The organism is Chlorogloeopsis sp. ULAP02, assembly GCF_038404745.2.
In the GTDB taxonomy this organism is placed as follows: Bacteria; Cyanobacteriota; Cyanobacteriia; order Cyanobacteriales; family Nostocaceae; genus Chlorogloeopsis.
The window spans coordinates 84320-105946 of record NZ_JAYKTT020000044.1 but is presented as its reverse complement, the minus strand read 5'-3'; the positions used below and the strand labels follow the sequence as shown (position 1 = coordinate 105946).

The window sequence follows — 21627 nt, the reverse complement described above, 5'->3', positions numbered from 1 at the left end:
GGGATCTGGTAGACAACGTATACCCTTGCGGCAATCACTAGGTGAAATTCCAAATCTGCGTTTAAAATTCTAAAATATTTTTTGCATGATAGATGCCTTCAGCCAGATGCCGTCTTAAAGTCTGTTTGGGATAAAAAATTGTCTCCCTTATCATATCTTGTTGCAGCCGTAATATCAGAGCATGATGAGGCGACTGTATAGTAAGCACAGCCACTAATGAAATAAATTCTTTATTGCAAATATTCCTAGAATTGCTGTAAATTAGACTATAGCGGTTTTCATAGTTAAGAATAACTTGCAATTTGCTGTCTAAAATTGCTGTCAAAATATGACAAACATCCTCACAGAAGAACAAATCGATGAAATTGAACAGGAAACTCTAGAAAATTTAGAGGTCTCATATAATACTCAAGGCTTTGACAAAATTAAGAAATCGCGTAATAGCTTATATGAGAGTTATTATCAAATAGTTGAATTTCGTCCAGGATTAAGTCTAGAAATTTTTGATGATAATTATTACGAACAAGTAAGTTGTAAAATTAATCACTACGATTTTTATGCACTAACAGCCAAATTTTATCTAGCAGGCAATCATAGAGTCATTTGTCCTGGTATTAAAAAAGACAAAGAAAATTATCGAGAAACTGTAGGGAATAATTACTTATTTTATCTGCCAGATATTGAAGAGATTGAGCAATTTTTTGCAGGCGATCGCATCTATTTAATTAGGATTGTTTTAGAAATAGACTTTCTCAGATCCTTCATAAATGGATTAGAGTATTTACCAAAACAATTGCAGCCTTTGTTGGAGAGTGACTCTCCACCCCTTTTTCATCGTCCTGTAGGCAAAATTACACTGGCAATGCAGACAGCTTTACAGCAAATTATTAATGTACCTTATCAAGGAATGATACAAAGAATGTATCTCGAAGGCAAGGTACTAGAATTACTGGCCTTGCAGTTTGCCCAATTGTTAGAGGCTGAAGGAGATAAACAACCCTTGATTAATCTCAAAGCTGGTGATATTGAAAAAATTTATCAAGCCAAGGATATTTTAACCAAAAACTACGATCATCCACCCTCATTAATTGACTTAGCGAAAAAAGTTGGTATCAATGACAACAAACTAAAGTACGGTTTTCGTGAAGTGTTTGGCACTACAGTATTTGGATACTTGCGTGATTATCGTTTGGAAATAGCGCGAAAGTTGCTACAAGAACAAAAGCAGAACGTAAGAACTGTAGTGAATATAATTGGTTATGCAAATCAAAGTCACTTTGCTGCCGCATTTAAGCGTAAATTTGGTATCACTCCTCAAGATTGTCGATTAGGAAGAAAAGTTGTTTAACTGCGTTTAGATAATTACAGAGTTAGCCTAGTAGGTTTTTGCTTGTTAGCTATTTGCTGCTTACTTGCAGGTTTATCTCAGAGCTTAACAAAACTCTCCCGCGATGGTTCAAAACTCTCCGTCTACTATATAGACTTATCATTCGTAAATTACGTAAACTCTTTCCACAATAGTTGCTAATTATTCGCATTGTTTCAGTTTGCATTTTGTGGAGTGAGGGGTATGGAGTCTCGGCAATCAAAAGAAATTATTTCAGTAGGGATTTTGTTGGCATTCATGTCATTACTTGTACAACCAGCTGTTGCGAAAACTGAGTTGCATAATTCCACTAGTCAGCCACAGTTGCTAGTGCAACAAAAAGATGTATCAGTTGTCAAGGTTACAGGTGTGAAAGTCAATTCCACGGTTAAGGGTATCGAAGTCATCTTAGAAAGTACCCAAACGGAAGTACTTAAACCCATAATTAAAACCGAAGAAAATAATTATATTGCAGATATACCCAACGCTGTGCTATCACTGCCCGAAGGTAAAGAATTTAGCGTTGCTAATCCCATGCCAGGGATTGTGTCTGTGAGTGTTATTCAAGCTGATGCTAATACTGTGCGGGTAACAGTGACGGGTGAGACGGGTTTACCCACAGCAGAGTTATTTGATAGTGATGAAGGTTTGATTTTTGAACTTGCACCTGTTGCTGAAGCAACACAACCACCGCAGCAATCAGAACAGCCGACGAGTGAAACACAACCAGAGCAACCAACGGCGGAGAGTGATGAATCTATTGAATTGGTTGTGACAGGTGAACAAGACAGCTATCTAGTACCCACAGCCAGCACCGCAACTAAAACAGATACCCTCCTGCGTGACATACCCCAAGCAATTCAGGTGATTCCTCAACAAGTACTACAAGATCAACAAGTGAGGCGCTTGAATGAAGCTTTACGAAATGCACCAAGTGTCATAGCCGATAACTCGGAACGTTCTGCTTTTGAAGGATTTACCATTCGTGGTTTTAGTAACCGTAATATCATTCGTAACGGTCTGAGAGACGATACTAACATCACAAGTAATGTGATTACTGATAATATTGAACAGATAGAGGTTTTGCGGGGGCCAGCTTCGGTTCTGTTTGGACAAGGTGGAACCGGAGGTACAATTAATATCGTCACGAAACAACCTCAAAGTATTCCTTTTTATTCAATTGAGGGAACCATTGGTAGTTTTGACACCTATGGTGGTTCTATAGATTTTACAGGCCCGTTAAATGATGACAGAACTTTACTGTATCGCTTGAACGCATCTATATTTAGGACAGACACATTTGTTGATTTTTTTGACACAGAGCGTTACTTTATTGCCCCCAGCTTAACTTGGCTGATGGGTAAAAACACTCAATTAACTTTAGAAGCTGAGTATTCAGAGCAACGGCAACCAAATGACCGGGGTTTACCTGCTGTTGGTACAGTCTTACCCAACCCCAATGGTAAAATACCAATCAATCGTTTTATTGGTGAGCCTTTCTCTGAAATTGACAAAAATAATCGCCGTCCTTTGCGAATTGGCTATAATTTTGAACATCGTTTTAATGAAAACTGGCAGTTACGTAATGCCTTTAATTTTTCCTACCTGAGTGTAGAACAAAATTCTTTGTTTCCATCAGCGCTTTTAGAAGATAATCGCACTCTCGAACGGGGTTTAGTTATATCAAAATTTGCACAACAAGCCTACAATTTAGATACAAATGTCGTGGGCAATTTCAAAATAGGTAGTGTTGATCACAAACTATTGTTTGGTATTGACCTGTCGAGAGATGTTTCTTATAACGAAGGCAGAGTCTTTTTTCGAGAACTTGACCCCATAGATATTTTTAATCCCATTTATCGACGTGATAGTGCTGGTGCAGACCTTGAAGAAATTCCTAATGAACCTACAATATCTGAAGGTTTAGGAATTTATTTACAAGACCAGATTTCCTTATTTGATAATTTGAAATTGGTTCTAGGTGGGAGATTTGATATTGTCACCCAAACACTAGAAAATGCTCAAGGTGAAACTACTTCTTTTCAACAAGATGAAGCATTTAGCCCTCGTATTGGTCTTGTCTATCAACCAACTCAATCAGTTTCTCTATATGCTAACTATAGTCGTTCTTTTCAACAGGTTACAGGAACAAATTTAGACAGAAGACTTTTTGAACCAGAACGGGGAACTCAGTATGAAGTTGGCATGAAAATAGATTGGACAAATAATCTTTCTTCAACTCTAGCGTTATACCAAATTACACGCTCTAATGTTCTCACATCTGACCCTAGAGATCCTAATTTTTCTATCCAGACAGGAGAACAAAGAAGTAGAGGAATTGAATTAGATATAACAGGTGAAATTGCACCAGGTTGGAAAATAATTGGTGGCTATGCCTATACTGATGCACGAGTAACTAAGGACAATGATATTCCAGAAGGAAATCGCATCAATAATGTTCCAGAACACGCTTTTAGCTTGTGGAGTACCTACGAAATTCAAACAGGAAATCTGCAAGGCTTAGGATTTGGTTTAGGACTTTTTTATGTAGGAGAAAGAGAAGGAGATTTAGACAATAGCTTTAGTTTACCCAGTTATTTACGTACTGATGTAGCCTTGTTTTACCGCAGAAATAACTTGCGAGCGGCTCTGAATGTGCAAAACTTGTTTGACAATGAGTATTTTGAAACAGGTGAAAGCGATCTGCGTGTTTATCCTGGCGCACCGCGTACTGTAAGATTTACATTGGGTTGGCAATTTTAATTGCAGATGTAAATAGCAATTTTTGTAAGGTGGGTACTGCTTAACTTTTCTCAAGCGCTTATTTTATGTTATGGACAGTGCACACCTTACGGTTACATACAAAGTCCAAATTAGGACTTATACATAGCCCTGGAATTGCACTAGAGCAGTTTCATCTCCAAAGTTATCACTAAAGTACATAATGATAAGGAAATGCTGGTATAAACACATCAAATTATTCTTGATCGTGACCTTTACTGCAATCTTTCTCAAGGGTTGCTATAGTTTTTTCCAGCAAAAAGTATATTCGCCAACAGCAAAGCTCATAACATCTGAATGTCGAATTATTAAGCATGAACTAGGAGAAAGCTGTATTCCTCTTCATCCTCAACGGATTGTAGTGACGGATCAAGATATTTTAGAAGTAGTAGTGGCTTTGGGTTTAAAACCAGTAGGAGCAGTTCGAGCAAATATTGTGGGTAGCAAAGCGCGTGTATTAGCTGGAAAAGTTGATGACATAACTTATCTTGGAAAAGAAAGCCAACCAAATATCGAAAAAATGCTGCAACTGCATCCAGATTTGATTTTAGGATTTGGAATTGATCCACAAAACTATAATTTATTTTCTCAAATTGCTCCTACAGTTTCCATTGAGTTTGCTCAACATAATATTTGGAAAAATTATTTGCGACGTATTGCTGAAATCCTAGATAAAAGTGAAGAAGCTGAAAAATTACTTGTCCATTATCAACAAAGAGTGCAACAGATGCAAATAGCTATGGGTAAAAGATTGAGTCAGCTAGATATTTCTGTAACTCGATTTTATGCAGGACATAGTTTTACCCAATTTCAAACTCAGCTATCATTTCCTGGAAGTGTTTTAGAAGATTTAAATCTTTCCATACCAGCCAAACAACTTCAAGTGAGCCAAGGTAAAAGTTCAGATCATACCTATATACAAGTTAGTCTAGAACGCCTAGAATTGCTGGATGGAGACATTTTATTCGTAGCACTAGACCCAGGTGCAGAAGGGAATTTCAACAAATATAAAAATAGTTCTTTATGGCAAACCCTACACGCAGTTAAAAATGAACGAGTTTATCTTGTTGATTCCGGTTACTGGATTTTTGGCAATATTCTCTCAGCTCATGCGATTTTAGATGACCTTTTTAAATACTTAGTGAAAGCCTCATAAAAGTTATTCATAATGAGAGAAATACTACAAATGTCACAAAAACTAAATTATAGTCGTGAGTATAATCTTTTAGAAGATATATTTACTCTTGCTCAACGCAATTTAGCTCGTTTCTATACAGACTGCATTATTTTAACTCAACCTCCCGATCGCACTGAAGTTATCTCACTGAATGATTATCTACAACCAGAGAGACTTTTATCTGATTGGAAAGCAAGCGACATATACCAAAAAAGTCAAGATATTCGCATTACTGCATCCATCTGGAACCAAGTTTATAGTTGGACAACACTACCAGGTATTTTAGCCTTGATGACTTGGGCTGGAGTCGGGCTGGATGCTGGGCTTGACAATGTAAGTTTTGTTTTAGAAGACGGCGAACCCAAAGCGCTATGGTTTGATGACCTTAGTCAAACTGTAATATATCCTAAGCGATCGCCTATTCCAATTCCCAAAGACTACCCAGGCACAATAGTAAACAGTGTTGAAGCCTTACACCAAGCTGTCTTCACTAGCTTATTCCAGCGTAATCTAGCACCAATGATAAACCGCGTTCATAGCCTAACCAAACTCTCCAAAAAAACCATGTGGGGTAATGGGGTTAATGCTTCCCAAGGACAATTTGCCGAACTCAGTCAATGTACTAGCCTAGAAGCGATACAAACAGATTATTCAGTCTTGTATGAACAAGCCTACAGTTCAGTCATGCCAGGACGCAATCCCCTCTACAACTTGATACGCACTGAACAGATTGACGAACCCGATTTACCTGCCACAACCACAGTTAGACTTACCTGCTGCTTGTATGCTTTTATTCCTCCATACGATGAAAAGTGTACCAACTGTCCTCTGATGCAACCACAACAACGAATTGCCCAAATCAAAAAATACATGGCAGAAGCTGAATCACACTAATGCCACAACAACCAAACCCCACCACTATGCGTAATTTTATAATTGTTTGGCTTGGTCAGCTAGTTTCTACCATCGGTAGCAGCATGACTAGCTTTGCGATTGAAATTTGGGCATGGGAAATTACAGGTAAAGCAACTACCCTCACTCTGGTAGGTTTTTTTAGTTTACTTCCCAGCATTATCATTACCCCTATCAGTGGTGTAATTGTAGACAGATTTAACCGGAAATTATTAATGATGGTGGGTGATACAGTTGCTGTGCTCACAACAATTATCATTCTGCTACTTCATCTCACCAATAATTTACAAATTTGGCACTTTTACCTTACAGGTGCGATTGTCGGAACTTTTAATCAATTTCAGTCTTTGGCGTATTCAGCATCAGTATCGCTGATGATTCCCAAACAACACTATACCCGCGCTAGTAGTCTAGAATTTATTTCTGGTTACGGAAGTAATATAATCGCACCCGCTTTGGCAGGATATCTCTATACAGTCATTGGTTTTCTGGGAATTTGGCTGATTGATATCTTTACTTTTGCGATCGCAATTAGCAGTTTATTGTTAGTCAGTATTCCTCAACCACTACCAACGACGGAAAATGAAACAATAGTCGATATTTGGCAAAATTTGGGATTTGGTTGGCGCTACATTACCACCCATAAAAGTTTACTGGCGCTGTTAATAGTTAACTTACTCTTTTGGCTACCCCATGACATTGGAGATTCCCTATACGCACCAATGATTCTCTCACGCACTGATAATAATACTTTAGTGCTAGGTAGCTTGGCTTCTGCTGCTGGTTTTGGTGGTGTGACGGGAGCAATAATTGTGAGTACTTGGGGTGGTTTTAGAAAGAAAATCAAAGGTGTTTTATTGGGAATGATCGGTGCAGGCTTAAGTAAAATAGTTTTTGGTTTGGGTAGAACACCTTGGGTTTGGATTCCGGCTCAATTTTGTTCGTCTTTCACTTTCCCTTTAAATGGCAGTTCGGATACTGCTATTTGGTTAGCTAAAGTACCACCAAATGTGCAAGGAAGAGTTTTTGCTGCGCGATCGCTCATTTTGCAGCTAGCTTCTGCGGTAGGCTACTTAATAGCAGGGGCTTTGGCAGATCGTATTTTTACACCTGCATTGCAATCTGGGGGTGTGCTTGTCGGTATTTTGGGAGGATTATTTGGTACTGGCAATGGTGCGGGGATAGCACTTTTATATGTGATATGTGCAGTGTGTATGTTGCTGGTTGGTTTGGTTGGTTTTTCTGTACGCTTACTGCGGGATGTGGAAAATATTGTGCCAGATCATCATATCGAACATACATAGCCAGCAAGCAAACCTTAAAAAATCCAATCAGCTTGCTCATCTCCTAAAATCTCATCAAAATTCCCTTGTGCTACAACTCTACCAGCTTTGATGACAATAATTTGGTCAGCGCGACGTAAAACAGAACGGCGATGCGACACTACAAGACAGGTTGGTATCCAATTGTTTTGTTCCTGTTCATTTTTATTCGCAAAAATCCGCGACCATAATATTAATTCTGTTTCTACATCCAAAGCACTAGAAAGATCATCAAATACAAGTAATTCAGGTTGACGTACAAACATCCTGGCTGCTGCTACTCGCTGTATTTGTCCACCAGAAAGTCGAACACCTTTTGTACCTACCAAAGTTTCTAGTTGTTGATTCATAGTTGCTAAATCTTGTTCAAACACAGCCATTTGTAGAGCTGTTTGGATATCAAGATCATCTTTAGACAAGCCCAGTAGAATATTTTCCCTTAAAGTGTAGCTAAAAAGTTGAGGAATTTGGGGAGTATAAGCACTTCGAGGTGGAACAAAAAAATTAGCAGGATCTGCAACTATGCTCCCATTCCAATAAATTTCCCCGCTTTGTTTGGGTAATAATCCTAATAAAACCTGCAATAATGTAGTTTTACCAGAACCAATTCGACCAGTAATTACAGTCAAACTACCACGCTGGATCTCAAAGCTAATATCTGTAATTCCTTGATTAGTACTTGGATAGCAATAACTTAAATTAGATACTTTTAATGTTTGTAGGCGATCGCTTCCATGCTGCAAAGATTGTTCTAATCGGGGCAGAGCTTTTTTAGATTTGCCTAAATCTTTAATATACAGAGGTTGAGGAGCTACTAAAGTATCTGCTGATGCGCCAGAAATTAAAGCAGCCATGCGTTCAAAGGAGACTTCTGTTTGTTTGTAAAAAGCTATAAATCTGCCTAAAGAATTAAAAAAGCCAGTTACAAATGAAAGATTATAGACAAACAAAGCAAAGTCACCAACTGTTAGCTTACCAACACCACTTTGCATCAAAAAAGAAGCCATCAGTAAAATTAAACCTGTTCCCAAATTCACCATATTTTGAAATAGTGAATTGAGAATGGCATTTAGTAAACTGTCTTTAACCACCATCTGACGGCGCTTGTCGTTCAGGTTCCGAAAATACTCCAGCACGTTTTGTTCTGCACCAGCAACTTTAATTGCTTGCACCGAGCTAAATATTTCCCCTAAAATACCTGTTACTTTCTCAGTGGCTTGACGGCTGGCGATGCGATAGCGTTTGATGCGAGTTTCTGTTTGTTGAATAATTACTACCATCCCTACCAACGGCAGAAAAACGAATAGCGTCATTTGCACATTGACACTCAATAAAATGACTAAACAAAAGATGGCAAATATCCCTTCCCCCAGAATTTCTGATACCCATGCTACATTATCTTCTATTTGCTCGGCATCATCACGAAAATAACTAATTACCTCACCTGGTGATACACTTTTTGCAATTTCACCGCTAGCCATCATCGGCTGCGCATGAGGATTATTTAAAAGGCGTTCTAATAAATTGCGTCGTAATAATGATCTCATGGTAAAACGGTGCTGGGTTTTGGTAATCCGCCCCACAAATATCGCCGCTATATGTCCCAAATTCAAAGCCAGCAAAAAAGCGATTAATGCCCACGGTGATAAACCAAATTGAGCTTTACCTGTCAGACTGTTGAAAAATTCCCGGATTATTAACCCAGGTAGGGCAGGTAAGCCCATAATCAAAATCCAGAAAAAAGTGTCAATCAAGTAGAGTTTTGGTTGGTAGCAAATCAATTGCCATAATAATTTCCAACCTTGTAGCTTTTTTGTGGCTGACATCATAACTAATTCGTAATTTAAATATAGTACTACTCTGAAAGTAAGGCAGAAGGCAGTTCCAATGAAAAAATTTCACCGCCAGGCATGAAAATATCTTTCTCCTACACCCCTATACCCTTACACCCACTTTCAAGACAGACGGCAGAGGATAGGGGAAAAGACTAATGACTATTGACAAATGACTAACCACTAAATTAATAAATCACTTAAACCAGCCTGTAATAATTGAGCAAACCGTGAGCGAGGATTTTTGACTAATTCTTCCCGTTGACCGTATTCAGCAACTCGACCTTTTTCTAAAATTAAGATTTGATTGGCTCTTTCTACTGTTGCCAAGCGATGGGCAATAATAATGCCAGTACGTCCGATTAATAACTTGTCTACAGCCCTTTCAATCAGTTTTTCTGTGATCGGATCGAGGCGGGAGGATGCTTCATCTAGAATTACTAAGCCAGGATCTTTGAGAAAAACGCGGGTAAATGCTAGTAACTGCGCTTGCCCAGCCGATAAACCACTACTGTCTGCTCCCAAAATTGTGTCTAAACCGTTGGGTAATGAGTGCAACCATTCTGACAATCCCAACATTTCTAAGGTTTCGTGGATGCGATCGTCACTGATATTTTGGTTAAAAAAGGTTAGATTGTTGCGGACTGTGGTTTGAAAAAGTTGTACATCTTGAGTGACTAATCCTACAAGTCTTGGCAATTCTGTTAAGGGAGTTTGCTTGATAGGTACACCTCCCAAACAAATGGAGCCGAATTGTGGATCATATAACCTCAGCAATAATCGCGCCAAAGTCGTTTTACCACTGCCAGTACGTCCCAATAATCCCAAGACTTGGGCAGGAGGTAAATAGAAGGAGATATCTTGCAAAATCAAGTTCTCATTCCCCGGTTTATGCTCACCATAGCTAAATGAAACATTCTCAAAACCGATAGAAAGCGCACCATGAGGAATTGATTTATTTCCACCTGCACTTAATTGAGACTGAATGTGTAATAACTCTGTTATGCGATAGATGCTAGCATCTGCCTGCTGAAGGTCTTCAAACTGGTTGCGAAGTTGTTCAATCGGTTCGCTCAAAAGAGTAGTGTAGTAATACAAAAGGTATACCGTACCGATGGTAATTGCTTGTTGACTCCATAGGTAAGCACCTACCGTTAAAGCGATGATGCTGCCTAAGGTAAAAACACCGTTAGTTGTACCCCAAAGAATTGTATCGGCAAATCGGGCTTTATGAAAGACAGGTAACCAGCGTCGCAAGATTTTGTAGAAGCGATGCATGACATAATTTTTGGCTCCATTAGCTCGGATGTCTTCCATTCCTGTTAGCTGCTCACCCACGAAGCCGAAAAACTCTGCACTCACTTGGCGATAGCTTCCCCAATGAGGAACAGCAATACTACGCAACCGAATCAGAATGAATAAAGCTATCAGAGCAAAAAATAAAATAGCTAAACCTGCTCGCCAATCTTCGTAGAAAAGAATCACAATTACACCCAAAATCAGGAGCAAATTGCCCAAGATATGTACAGTGAACTTAGAGAAAAACTCAGACAAATTCTGAACATCACCGTCTATGCGTTCAACTAATTCGCCGGGTGTGCGGCATTTGTGAAAAGATAAATCTAGCCTCAAGCAATGCTCTACTAAGTCTGCACGCAAAGCATTAGTAGCTGTCCAAGCTACATTTTCACCGTAATATGTCGCAATAATTGAGATAATTTGTGTGATTAAAGCTATACCGATAAACAGTAAGGCAGCTAAGAATAATTTTTGACTAGAGCCACCAGCAACAGCCGTATCGATAAAGTAACGCAGAATTTGGGGGTTGAGTATTTGTAAGCCGATACTAGAGAGAAGGGCGATCGCAAACTTGACAACCCTTGTCTTTTGTGGCTTTAGATACTCTACGAGTAAGTTCCAGTATTGCTGTAGTCCAATTTTCATAAACCTTTTGCTATCAGCAAGAATTTTCTTAAGATGGCGAAAGAATTCACAGTAATTGAGAAATTAGTGCAAAAAAGTTGTATGCTTAATAACAAATTGATGGTAGAAAAATAGGTTATTCTCATTATGCTAGCGCTAATTACTCTCAATAAACTGTTACTTGCTACATTTAATCACAAATATTGCTCAAACTGACTTTGGATTCATAATTTACCAAAATATATTGTTAATAATTAGCAACAAATCAAAACTTATTGCTATTAAGTATGACAATCACAATTACACAACAAGCTTTTTGGGATTTATTCACAGAGGTAGCAGAAACAGAAAAAAAATGTGGTGGACATAACCCAATATTAGATGAATGCTGGAATATCTTTGACACCATTTATCATTTCCCAAAAGAATTAGGTCAAGGATTTTGTGGTGAGATAGAACTACGGGATGATTTATATTTAGAAATTTCAGAATATCAATTATATGATGATCTGATTTTAAAACTTCCCGAACGACAACATCCTTTAGAATATAGTTTTTATCTAGCAGGATATCACCAAGACAAGCATTTTTCTGCTGGTAACGGACAAAACAGATTATGGGGTAGTGGACTAGCACCAACAGATAAATTTAAATCATTCAAATCAGAAAAAATAATCGAGCTTAATGTTCATATGGAACCGGAGTTATTTCAACTTTTTATAGGTAAAGAAAAAAAGCAGCTTCCGGAAGAATTAACTCATTTAGTTAGACAACCTCATCAAGAATATTATTCTCGTTCTGGTACTACAACTCCAGCAATGCAAGTAGTATTACAGCAAATTTTAAATTGTCCCTACCAGGGAATCATGAAAAGGATGTACCTAGAAAGTAAGGTTTTGGAACTAATGGTCTTGCTGATTGAAGAAGATGTAGCAGCACGTCAAGGTAAAAATGATATGTTTGCTCTCAAGCATGATGATGTAGAACGCATTCACTATGCCAAAGAAATTTTACTACGTAATTTAGATAATCCTCCTTCTTTAATAGAATTAGCTAGACAAGTAGGCTTAAATGACTGTACCCTCAAAAGGGGCTTTCGTTTAGTGTTTGGTACAACGGTATTCGGCTATTTACATCATCATAGATTAGAACAAGCACGCAAATTGTTAGCCACAGGAGAAACAAGTATTTCTCAAGCAGCGCGTAGTGTTGGTTTTACTAGCCGTAGCTACTTTGCCACCGCTTTTAGAAAAAAATTTGGCATCAATCCCAAAGAATTCTTAATAGCTAATTCACGGTCATATATAGAACTTAATGAATTGATAGGGTAAGAACAAGACAATTGAACTATTTTATTTTTAATATCAAAAATTTATGTAGAAATTTAAATATGTCAAAGTAATCATAACCTGATTTAACAATTTAAAAATTTAAAAATTCCGTCTAGCATTCAAAAAATTCCGTCTACCGTTCAAAGCAGTCATCCACGCCCAAAAGCTTTACTGTAAGCTTCTTGATAGTAATTACTATTTGCAAAAGTACCAACTTGGAGGCAGCAGCCCACAAATCCTCCTTACCAGGTTCAACCTGGTAAGGGGAACTAGAAGATGCTGGGGATTGGATTTTTTCTATCCCCCTTGCCCCATGTCCTTGTTTTTGTATCTCCGTGTCTCCTTGTCCCCGTGTCCCCACCTCCCCGTATCTCCGTGTCTCCTTGTCCCCGTGTCCCCACCTCCCGTGTCTCCTTGTCTTCTTCTTGTATTGTGAGTAGAGTGATGTCAAATCAGTTGCAAAAATTAGCTTGGGCGATCGCTTTGGCTTTGGTATTGGTTAACCCACCTGCATCGGCTGAAAATAACCAAAAACCAACATCTAAAATTTCTCAATTGAGTGATATAGAAAAACCTGCGAAGAGTATTCAACAGTGGCTTGCCCAGTCTCTTGTTCAGGTAACAGGTGTCAAGTTACAAGCAACAGACAAAGGCATAGAAGTAACTTTAGAAACCAATCAATCAGAGCAACTGCAACTCACAAATAAGAGTGAGGGGAATAGCTATGTTGTTGACATTCCCAATGCCCAATTAAAGCTACCTAGTGGTAATACATTCCGTCAAGAAAAACCCACTACAGGAATCACTGAAGTTACAGTTACTAACCTGGATGCAAACACGATTCGCGTGACGGTAACTGGTGAAACTGGTACGCCGCAAGTTGAGTTATTTGATGGTGATGAAGGTTTGATTTTTGGAGTTGTGCCAAGTATGACTACTACTGAGGCGCAACCGCAGAATCCCACCCCACCTACAACACCCCTTCCACCAGACACTACAACAGAAGAGTCACAACCATCGGCACAAAATGAAGAACCAGAAGAACCGATTGAATTGGTAGTGACAGGTGAACAAGGTGGATACCGTGTAGAAGAAGCATCAACCGCTACTAAAACCGATACGCCTCTCCGTGATATTCCTCAGTCTATTCAGGTAATACCTCGCGAAGTTCTCAAAGATCAAGGCACAGTTCGCGTTCAAGATGCACTGCAAAATGTGAGTGGTTCTACTAATGCTGGTTATTACCAAGGTTTTAGTGAGTATCTTGCTTTACGTGGTTTCCGTGCAAATGTGTTTCGGGATGGAATTCGTTCCTACCAAGATTATGGTGGCTTGATTGAAACTGCTGATATTGAACGTCTCGAAGTACTTAAAGGCCCAGCATCAGTATTATTTGGAGATGCTCCTCCAGGTGGTTTAGTTAATTTAGTTACTAAACAACCTCTAGCTCAACCATTTTATTCTTTTGAGGGAACTGTTGGCAGTTTTAGCACTTATCGAGGTGCTATTGATTTATCGGGGCCACTAAATGATAGTAGAAGTATACTTTCTCGTTTCAATGCTTTGTATGAGAATGCTGGAAGTTTTCGTGACTTTGTAAATTCAGAGCGTGTGTTTCTTGCTCCTAAATTTAAGTTTGCACTTGGTGCTAACACAAATTTAACTATAGATGGTTCTTGGCTTCAGGAAACACGGACGGCAGATGATGGAACTGTAGCAATAGGTAATCGTCCGGCAGATTTACCACGAGAACGTTTTTTAGGTGAGCCGTTCCAAGATGTGGAAGTAAATGTGACTAATTTTAGTTACTTATTTGACCATAAATTTAGCGATCAATGGTCAATTAGAAATACTTTCCGCGCTCAGTTCGTAAATTTAGAACGTTACTATCCTCTACGAGATTCTCTGGATGAAGAAACGGGTGAATTAAGTAGATTGAAATATTTTTCTCAGCGTCGAGATAATGCTTATTCAGTGCAAACGGATGTGGTAGGAAAATTTTCTACAGGCTCAATTAAACATCAATTATTGTTGGGATTTGATTATACCAAAATCACTGAAGATGGAACTTTTGGAGATTTTGAACCTTACCCATCTATTAATATATTCAACCCCGTTTATGCTCGTTTAGAGTATCCAAAGCGAGATATATTAAATATTTTCCGTGATGATACGCTCGATAAATATGGATTTTATATCCAAGACCAAATCGAAATTATTCCCCAACTTAAATTCCTTGCAGGCGGTAGATTTGATATTTTTGAGCAAAATCGTACTGTACGCAATTTGGGTGAAGAAAGGGAAGAATTTTTCCAATCTGATAGTAACTTTAGCCCACGTTTGGGAATAGTTTATCAACCATCTCAAAATATCTCGCTTTATGCATCTTATGCAACCTCTTTTGAACCTAGCTTTGGTCAAAGTCGCAATGGCGATGGAGAGCCATTTAAACCGGAAACAGGTAGACAATTTGAAGTGGGTGTGAAAGCTGATATTACCCGCAATTTGAGCGCAACTTTAGCATTGTATGACCTCCGCAAGCAAAATGTTACTGTTGATGACCCCAATTCAGCCGATCCTAACGACCAAATTCAAACTGGGGAACAGACAAGCAGAGGTATTGAATTTGACATTGCTGGGGAAATTACCCCTGGTTGGAAAGTGATTGCTTCTTATGCTTACATTGATGCGTTTATCAGCAAAGATACCACCGATTTAGAAGGTCGCCGTCGAGATAACATCCCAGAACACGCAGCAAGCTTGTGGACAACCTATGAAATTCAACAAGGAGGTTTGCAAGGGTTAGGATTTGGATTAGGATTATTTTTTGTTGGCGATCGCTTCGGGGATTTAGACAACAGTTATGTTTTACCAAGCTATGTCCGCACCGATGCGTCGATATTTTACAGACGTAACAACTGGAGAGCTGCCTTAAATATTCGCAACTTGTTTGACAAAACCTATTTTACTGGTTCTGAGGGTAGTCGTTTAGGTGTCTACTATGGTGAACCTTTAACATTCATTGGTTCGTTTGCAATTGAATTTTGACAAAAATTAGGGTGTAAGGTATGAAATACCATCATGAATGACAGTTATATCAAAATAAAAAGCTTTGCTCGCTGGTTCCAATTTGGAATCGTAATATTTTGTACTCTACTTTTGGCTGTAGCTTGTCATCATGGTGGTTCTATACCTGCTAATTATCAAAGTACCAACCCAGCTTGTCGTCTGTTTGAACACGCTGCGGGAATCACCTGTATTCCGAAAAAGTTTGAGCGACTTGTAACTCTAGATGATGCTTCGTTTGAAAATGCGATCGCATTAGGTATTAAACCTGTTGGTAGCATTTTCTTCGATTTCTCTTTTTATTTACAAGATAAGGTGATCGGAGTGAAAAACATTGGTAAGAATGGTGAACCTAATTTAGAAAATATTCTCGCACTCAAACCAGACTTAATTTTGGGTTCAGACTATCAGCGATATATATATAATCTATCTTCAAAAATTGCCCCCACAATTTTATTTAACTTTGAACATAGTGGTAAATGGAAAGATGTGTTTACCAATGTTAGTGTGGCGTTAGGCAAGGAAGAAACTGGTCAACAAGTCATGGGAAATTATTATCGTCGTCTCGAAGAATTTAAGCAGCGCATGGGTGATAATTTATCAAAACTCAAAGTGTCTGTAGTGCGAGTATATCCAAATAATATTAATATTTATCTACGTGATTCCTTCTGCGGTATTGTTTTGCAAGACGCTGGGTTATCTCGTCCAGACTCACAAAATCTCAGTGCATCAGAGGGAGAGAAGTTATTTGGTAATTCGATTCAAATGTCTATCGGTAATGAATTAATAGAAAAAGCAGACGGTGATGTTATATTTATCTGGACGGCTGAAAATAGTACCCAAGTAAACCAAACAGCAAAAAATAAATTAGAGCAACTCAAATCCAATCCATTGTGGCAAAATCTAAAAGCTGTGCAACAAAACAAAGTTTATTTAGTTTCGGACTACTGGATTGGAAGTGGTATTTTAGCTGCAAACGCGATTATTGATGACTTATTTAAGTACCTTATAAATACACCCTAAAATTACTCTAAAATAGTTAGTTTGATATAAAATAATGACTGAAAATTTTGTTGAGATACTTTTTATAAATCCCTAACTATGACACTTCATACCTTATATGTTTGTAAATCGTGCAGTGCTATTCTTGATCACGAAGAAGCAGATGATCGCGCAGAAGGAAATCAACTGCTCCTCAAGCTGCTGGAAGCTCAAAAAAATAATTCCATTTACAGCACTCTCAACATTCAGTCTGTGGGATGTTTATGGAGTTGTATTGAAAAACGCTCTTGTGTTGTCAGCTTTGTTTGTCCGCAAAAATATACATACCATTTTGTAGACATAACACAGGATAGTGCAACTGATTTGTTGCAATTCAGCCTGCTTTATCAAGAAAGCCAAGACGGATATGTTTTACCCCCCAAGTTACCTGGAACACTGCGATCGCATCTGCTAGCACGCATCCCTCCTACACCTGAGGTAATTCCATCCCAACCTGTCGATTCTTAGCATTTGACAAGCAATTAGTAAAATTTACTAAGTTATTTTTTGCAGTCCGCTGACGTGGACTTTGTTTGTGTAGTTCCTTCAAAAGGCAACCAAGGGCTAAAGAGGTTGCTATATTAAGAGCGATCGCCAGGACTTAAGGCAGGATGATTGAGAATAAAAAGCCTCAGCTAATTAGCTGAGGCGAGAGGAGAAGTACGAATGACAATTGTAAATATCAATACAGAGGTCAAAAAGTTACAGATGACATCCAAATCTATGCAGAATTCAAGTTTTATAGCGTAATTATTAGAATTTTTTGATTTGTGTAAATTAATATAACAATAAATATTACAAATAGTCAATAGTGATTGACACAAAAATAATAATCAACTACAGATGATGCCGAATTAGCAACAATAGTGAGGGAATTGGGAGCAAATTTGGTTATCCGATTTCTCAAAAATTGCGTTCTCAGTATGCAACTGGAACTGGAAGTATAACAAGCTTGCGTGTTTGGCGATGCAGCCATTTTGGCGGACATCAGTTTGCACCTACCTTAGTTGATTTACTCCAAAAACGCTACTACGGGCATTTGCAACCAGAAATTTTGGATTGATTAGTTTGGGGAAATGGTTTTGTTAAACAACTGTATCCGTACTACCGGGGCTGGGGTGGTTTATCTAAGTTTGAGCAAATCGCGGAACGAGAAATATGGATGCAGGAGGGTTGGAGTTGGCTGGAATATTAGCAATCAGGACTAGTTTTAGCTCACGATCAAATTAATCAAGAATGGGCAGATATTCGTATTGATTTCATCACTCAAGATGAAAGCAGCAGTGCTTATGAAGCCAGGGTGGAACTCAATGGTTATGTAATAACGGCTTTTTGTTCAGGAGAAAATGAACCTTTACAACAAATCAAGCAGTATCGCGTCAGCCACCTAGTAAAAGTGATGTAAGTAAGTTAGGCACAATTGAATTCATTCGTGGAGGTAGGGAATAGGGAACAGTAAAACAATGTGTGTAGTTAATTCTGTCTGAGTACTTATGATGCCCAAGTTTGTATCGTGAATCACGTTAATTACTCTTAGAGCTTTTTTTCTAGTTCCTAGTCCCTAGCCCAGAATTAATTTGCTTGCAAGGGTGCTTCTAAAACTTTCTTGATGCGATCGCGTGTTTCGAGTATGTGCGCTTTGGTATATTCGTCGTCAGAGTTCACGTTTGCCAGTTTTTCATCTAGTTGGCGAATTTTATACCAAGCTAGCGTGCGAGCATCTTCTGGAACGTGTTTTTTCCGCAACACCATACTAGTCAACATATCGAGATATTGGCGCTGTAAGCCACGACGCAAGCTAGAAATCTTGATATTCTTGTCTTTGGATTTTATTACTTCCGTCCAAATACCTTCTTGCAAGGTATCAAATAATTCAGGTAGTGTCAAAGCTTTTCCTGTCTCAGTTTTAAGTTCAATATCCTTGAGACGGGAGAGGCGATCGCCAGAGAGCAAATCCGATAAAACGATACTCTGCACAAATAATACTAAATCGTGAATGGGGTAATCTAAACGACCAATGCGAGGACTGCTACCCCAATGCCGCCAACGTGAAGGTGCTAATTTATTCAATAAATCTGGTGAAAAATTAAAGGCGTCTTCAGCAAAAACATACTTTTGCAGCATTGCTAGCGCCTGCCGTTGTTTATCTGCGGATACTGGTTGAAAAGGTAATTGTCCTTGGTTGTTGCCAGCATGAACTCGGAAGAAAGACTGTCCGCCAATATATTTTGTGGCGTAATAGATGTTTTGGAAGTAATTACCGAGTACAGTGCCAAACCGTTCTCTGACATCACTATAACTTTCTCCTTCTACTGGAAAACGTTTGTCCAGACGTCCCCACATTACCCGTGCGTTATCCAATTGCCACTGCGAGTAAACAAGGACATTACCGCTATTATCCCAAGCATCGGCAGTGGGATCTAAATCGTACACATCCTCATCGGTGGCATAACTATACTCAGGTTTGTAAGATTGCTGGGCGATTTTATCCAAAAATGGTTTTTCAGCGTTTGTAGTTGCCGCCGCAATTGGTGTATATCCGTACTGAATTGCCCAGCGATCATAAGGCCCTACCATATTAGGAAAATAATCTCCCTGCTTACTACCTTGGGGGGCGATATTTGGTGGAATGTAGTCCATCACGGATGAAACCAGACCTTTTTGGCGGGTAATTTCTGGATTGTTCAGTTCCTCTGGTGATAAAAAGGTGCTACCACGGAAATTGTGTCGCAATCCCAGCGTATGTCCAACTTCATGGGCAATGATCAAGCGTAAATATTGATGAATATATTCTTTCATCTGCTCGTTAGTAACAGGTTTGTCTGACAATAGCGACATTGCCACAGAACCATAGGTAAATTGGTTAGCAGCTTCCATGCCATAACAAAGGTCATACTCTCCTGCTAGTCGAGACAATCGTTTTGTGATTTTATGTTGCAGTTCCTGCTGTTGGGTAGAAATTTCGTCGCTTTTTGCTTCTAAACCATTGGCGCAAAGCAGGCGATTTTGCATTAAGGCTGTTAAAGAAGTTCGATTTTTGAGTTGATTGGGTTGGATAATTTGGCGATACTCATTTTTAAGGGCGCGGATAAAACTGGCATCTACCAAAATGGTGGCGTTTAAAATCTCTCCTGTTAATGGATTGACACGAGATGGCCCCATGGCAAAATATCCATCTACCGTGTTAATCCAGCGAATAGTGTTATAACGAATATCGGCAGAATCCCATTTGGCGTCATTCGGCATTTGCTGTACTTGAATTGCATCTTTAAATCCCGCTTTTTCAAAGGCTGCATTCCACATCAAAACGCCCTCTTTAATCGTATCGCGGTACTCTAGGGGAACGGCGTTGTCAATCCAAAAGACGATTGGTTTTTTGGGTGGAGAAATATCAGCCTTGGGATCTTGTTTTTCTAGATGCCAGCGATTAATGTAGCGGACAAAAGGTTCTTTGCGCTCCTCGTCGGATAAGTCTTGATAGGCAGTAATGAAATAGCCAATGCGATCGTCTGCCAACCGAGCTCGGTAATTGTTGTCTGGTAGCTGGGACAAACTATAATGAACGCGCAAAGTAAAGCCACGATTATCAGCTAGGGCTGTAAATTCTGGTTTTTCGTCTTTTCCACTGCCGGAGTAATTGAAAACTGACTCTACTTCAATATTTTGTGGAAATGCTTTAGCATTACCAAAATAGGAATTGTCTGTACTGCCTGAGATCCCCAAACTTGCAGACAATCCTGCTAGATCTGTAAGTAGCAGTTCGCTTAAATCGATGAGAATAGATTTGCGCTGTGGATGAATGCTTTTAATCTCAATACTATACAAAACCGAATCACTAAATGACCGAGCTAGCGATCGCGCTTGGGGATCTCCTTCATGAGTACGAAAATTGACATTACGAACAATAAAGTTCAATTTGTTGTTTACCTGTTGGAAGTAAAACAAAAAATCTTGCAAAGGCATTCCGCTATAGATCCCAGCTTCACCTATACCTGATTCAAGTGTTGCCGTAGCAAGGTAATTTTGATTCAGTTGCTCTTGTTTAATCTCTAAATAAATTTTATTCTTTTCCTTATTTCGGTATAGGGTAAATAATCCTTCTATTTTTTGAGTATCTTTTACTACTTCACTAAATGCCTCTAAATCGTCCTTTTTGGCAGGTTTGGAAGTAGAGTTAGGTTTTTCGTCTGGTTTTTCTGGTTTATCTTTTACTGGTTGATCTGGATTTTTCTCGACTAGCAAAAAAGGTTGCTGATCAGCTTGCTTAGTATCTTTCCCTATCCAAATGAAAGGTTTTTGCTGTAATTTTTGGTTGCGATCAAGAACCCACACTTTTGATCTCGCCCACTGAGGAAGTGATTTGGAAGACACACTTTCAGAAGAGGCGGAGAATCTCTCAACAATATTCCCCGTGTTTGGGTGTCTTTGCGTCCCCGCGTCCTCTTTCTCCGTGTCCCCTTGTCTCCTTATTCCCTTGTCCTCTTTCCCGGCTTCTATAGCAACACTGTTTGACACTACTTCAGTGGCAAGTAACTTGGTGTTAGCAGTTGTTATTCCTAGCAATAAACCATGTAAAGCAATTACATAAAAAGTTAATCTGTTCATTCAAACTTTCCCTGGGTCGTTTCCTATATAAAATTTCTGCTATCTTCTAAATCTTTATATAAAGACTGATGCTAATTTCCTCACCCCACTACTGGCTGATCACAGCACTACCAAGCTGTTCAAATATACGACAGTAGATTGTTTATATCGGTTATTACTAAACTTCTTCAGCTTTATTACATTTTTTTTCAGCTTTGTTGCACTTCTTTACCTAGTACTTTTGCCAATAATGGCATCTGTAGCAAACAGTACGTATTATTTTTACATCTAA

The 21627-nt window shown here is 38.8% G+C and carries 13 protein-coding genes and 1 pseudogene; 10 read left to right on the top strand and 4 right to left on the bottom strand.

All coding sequences use genetic code 11. The annotated features are described in order from the left end of the window. The first annotated feature begins 328 nt into the window (after window positions 1–328). The 5 genes and pseudogenes from U2718_RS15325 (at window position 329) to U2718_RS15305 (ending at window position 7540) form a co-directional block, all read left to right on the top strand. Window positions 329–1348: an AraC family transcriptional regulator gene (locus tag U2718_RS15325; protein ID WP_341998915.1), complete on the top strand. Its 1020-nt coding sequence runs from the start codon at window positions 329–331 to the stop codon at window positions 1346–1348. Between the two features lie 222 nt (window positions 1349–1570). Beyond that, window positions 1571–4129 (top strand): TonB-dependent receptor, encoded by a 2559-nt coding sequence (locus U2718_RS15320; RefSeq protein ID WP_341998917.1) that lies wholly within the window; start codon window positions 1571–1573, stop codon window positions 4127–4129. Window positions 4130–4355: 226 nt separating this feature from the next. Next, window positions 4356–5356 (top strand): annotated as a pseudogene (locus tag U2718_RS15315) (iron-siderophore ABC transporter substrate-binding protein). Beyond that, the gene (locus U2718_RS15310) at window positions 5334–6218 is read left to right on the top strand and encodes a ferric iron reductase (RefSeq protein ID WP_341998919.1); all 885 of its coding nucleotides are present in this window, start codon (window positions 5334–5336) and stop codon (window positions 6216–6218) included. Before U2718_RS15315 ends, U2718_RS15310 begins: the two are co-directional and overlap by 23 nt. Next, the gene (locus U2718_RS15305) at window positions 6218–7540 is read left to right on the top strand and encodes an MFS transporter (protein ID WP_341998921.1); all 1323 of its coding nucleotides are present in this window, start codon (window positions 6218–6220) and stop codon (window positions 7538–7540) included. Before U2718_RS15310 ends, U2718_RS15305 begins: the two co-directional genes overlap by 1 nt. A 14-nt stretch (window positions 7541–7554) precedes the next feature. Here U2718_RS15305 and U2718_RS15300 read toward each other — a convergent pair whose 3' ends face one another. Together U2718_RS15300 and U2718_RS15295 are read right to left on the bottom strand one after the other, a co-directional pair. Then, window positions 7555–9384, bottom strand: a complete 1830-nt coding sequence (locus tag U2718_RS15300; protein WP_341999063.1) for an ABC transporter ATP-binding protein — start codon at window positions 9382–9384, stop codon at window positions 7555–7557. A 189-nt stretch (window positions 9385–9573) separates the two neighbouring features. Beyond that, window positions 9574–11334 carry an ABC transporter ATP-binding protein gene (locus tag U2718_RS15295; RefSeq protein ID WP_341998923.1) on the bottom strand — a complete coding sequence of 587 codons (1761 nt, stop codon included), beginning with the start codon at window positions 11332–11334 and terminating at the stop codon, window positions 9574–9576. Window positions 11335–11600: 266 nt separating this feature from the next. On the opposite strand from U2718_RS15295, the gene U2718_RS15290 reads away from it, so the two are divergent. Continuing rightward, the gene (locus tag U2718_RS15290; protein WP_341998925.1) at window positions 11601–12644 is read left to right on the top strand and encodes an AraC family transcriptional regulator; all 1044 of its coding nucleotides are present in this window, start codon (window positions 11601–11603) and stop codon (window positions 12642–12644) included. A gap of 133 nt (window positions 12645–12777) precedes the next feature. Here U2718_RS15290 and U2718_RS15285 read toward each other — a convergent pair whose 3' ends face one another. Next, window positions 12778–13005: a hypothetical protein gene (locus U2718_RS15285; protein ID WP_341998927.1), complete on the bottom strand. Its 228-nt coding sequence runs from the start codon at window positions 13003–13005 to the stop codon at window positions 12778–12780. Window positions 13006–13088: 83 nt separating this feature from the next. Here U2718_RS15285 and U2718_RS15280 point away from each other — a divergent pair, with 83 nt between their 5' ends. From U2718_RS15280 to U2718_RS15265, 4 genes are all read left to right on the top strand, one after another. Beyond that, entirely contained in the window at window positions 13089–15692 is a 2604-nt protein-coding gene (locus tag U2718_RS15280; protein WP_341998929.1) for a TonB-dependent siderophore receptor, read from the top strand. A 33-nt stretch (window positions 15693–15725) separates the two neighbouring features. Further along, window positions 15726–16733 carry an iron-siderophore ABC transporter substrate-binding protein gene (locus tag U2718_RS15275; RefSeq protein ID WP_341998931.1) on the top strand — a complete coding sequence of 336 codons (1008 nt, stop codon included), beginning with the start codon at window positions 15726–15728 and terminating at the stop codon, window positions 16731–16733. Window positions 16734–16811: 78 nt separating this feature from the next. Further along, window positions 16812–17219 (top strand): DUF1636 domain-containing protein, encoded by a 408-nt coding sequence (locus U2718_RS15270; RefSeq protein WP_341998932.1) that lies wholly within the window; start codon window positions 16812–16814, stop codon window positions 17217–17219. 385 nt (window positions 17220–17604) lie between these two features. Further along, window positions 17605–17814: a sucrase ferredoxin gene (locus U2718_RS15265; RefSeq protein ID WP_411813304.1), complete on the top strand. Its 210-nt coding sequence runs from the start codon at window positions 17605–17607 to the stop codon at window positions 17812–17814. A 509-nt stretch (window positions 17815–18323) separates the two neighbouring features. On the opposite strand, the gene U2718_RS15260 is transcribed toward U2718_RS15265, so the two are convergent. Then, window positions 18324–21356 carry a zinc-dependent metalloprotease gene (locus U2718_RS15260; protein ID WP_341998934.1) on the bottom strand — a complete coding sequence of 1011 codons (3033 nt, stop codon included), beginning with the start codon at window positions 21354–21356 and terminating at the stop codon, window positions 18324–18326. Between the last annotated feature and the right edge of the window lie 271 nt (window positions 21357–21627).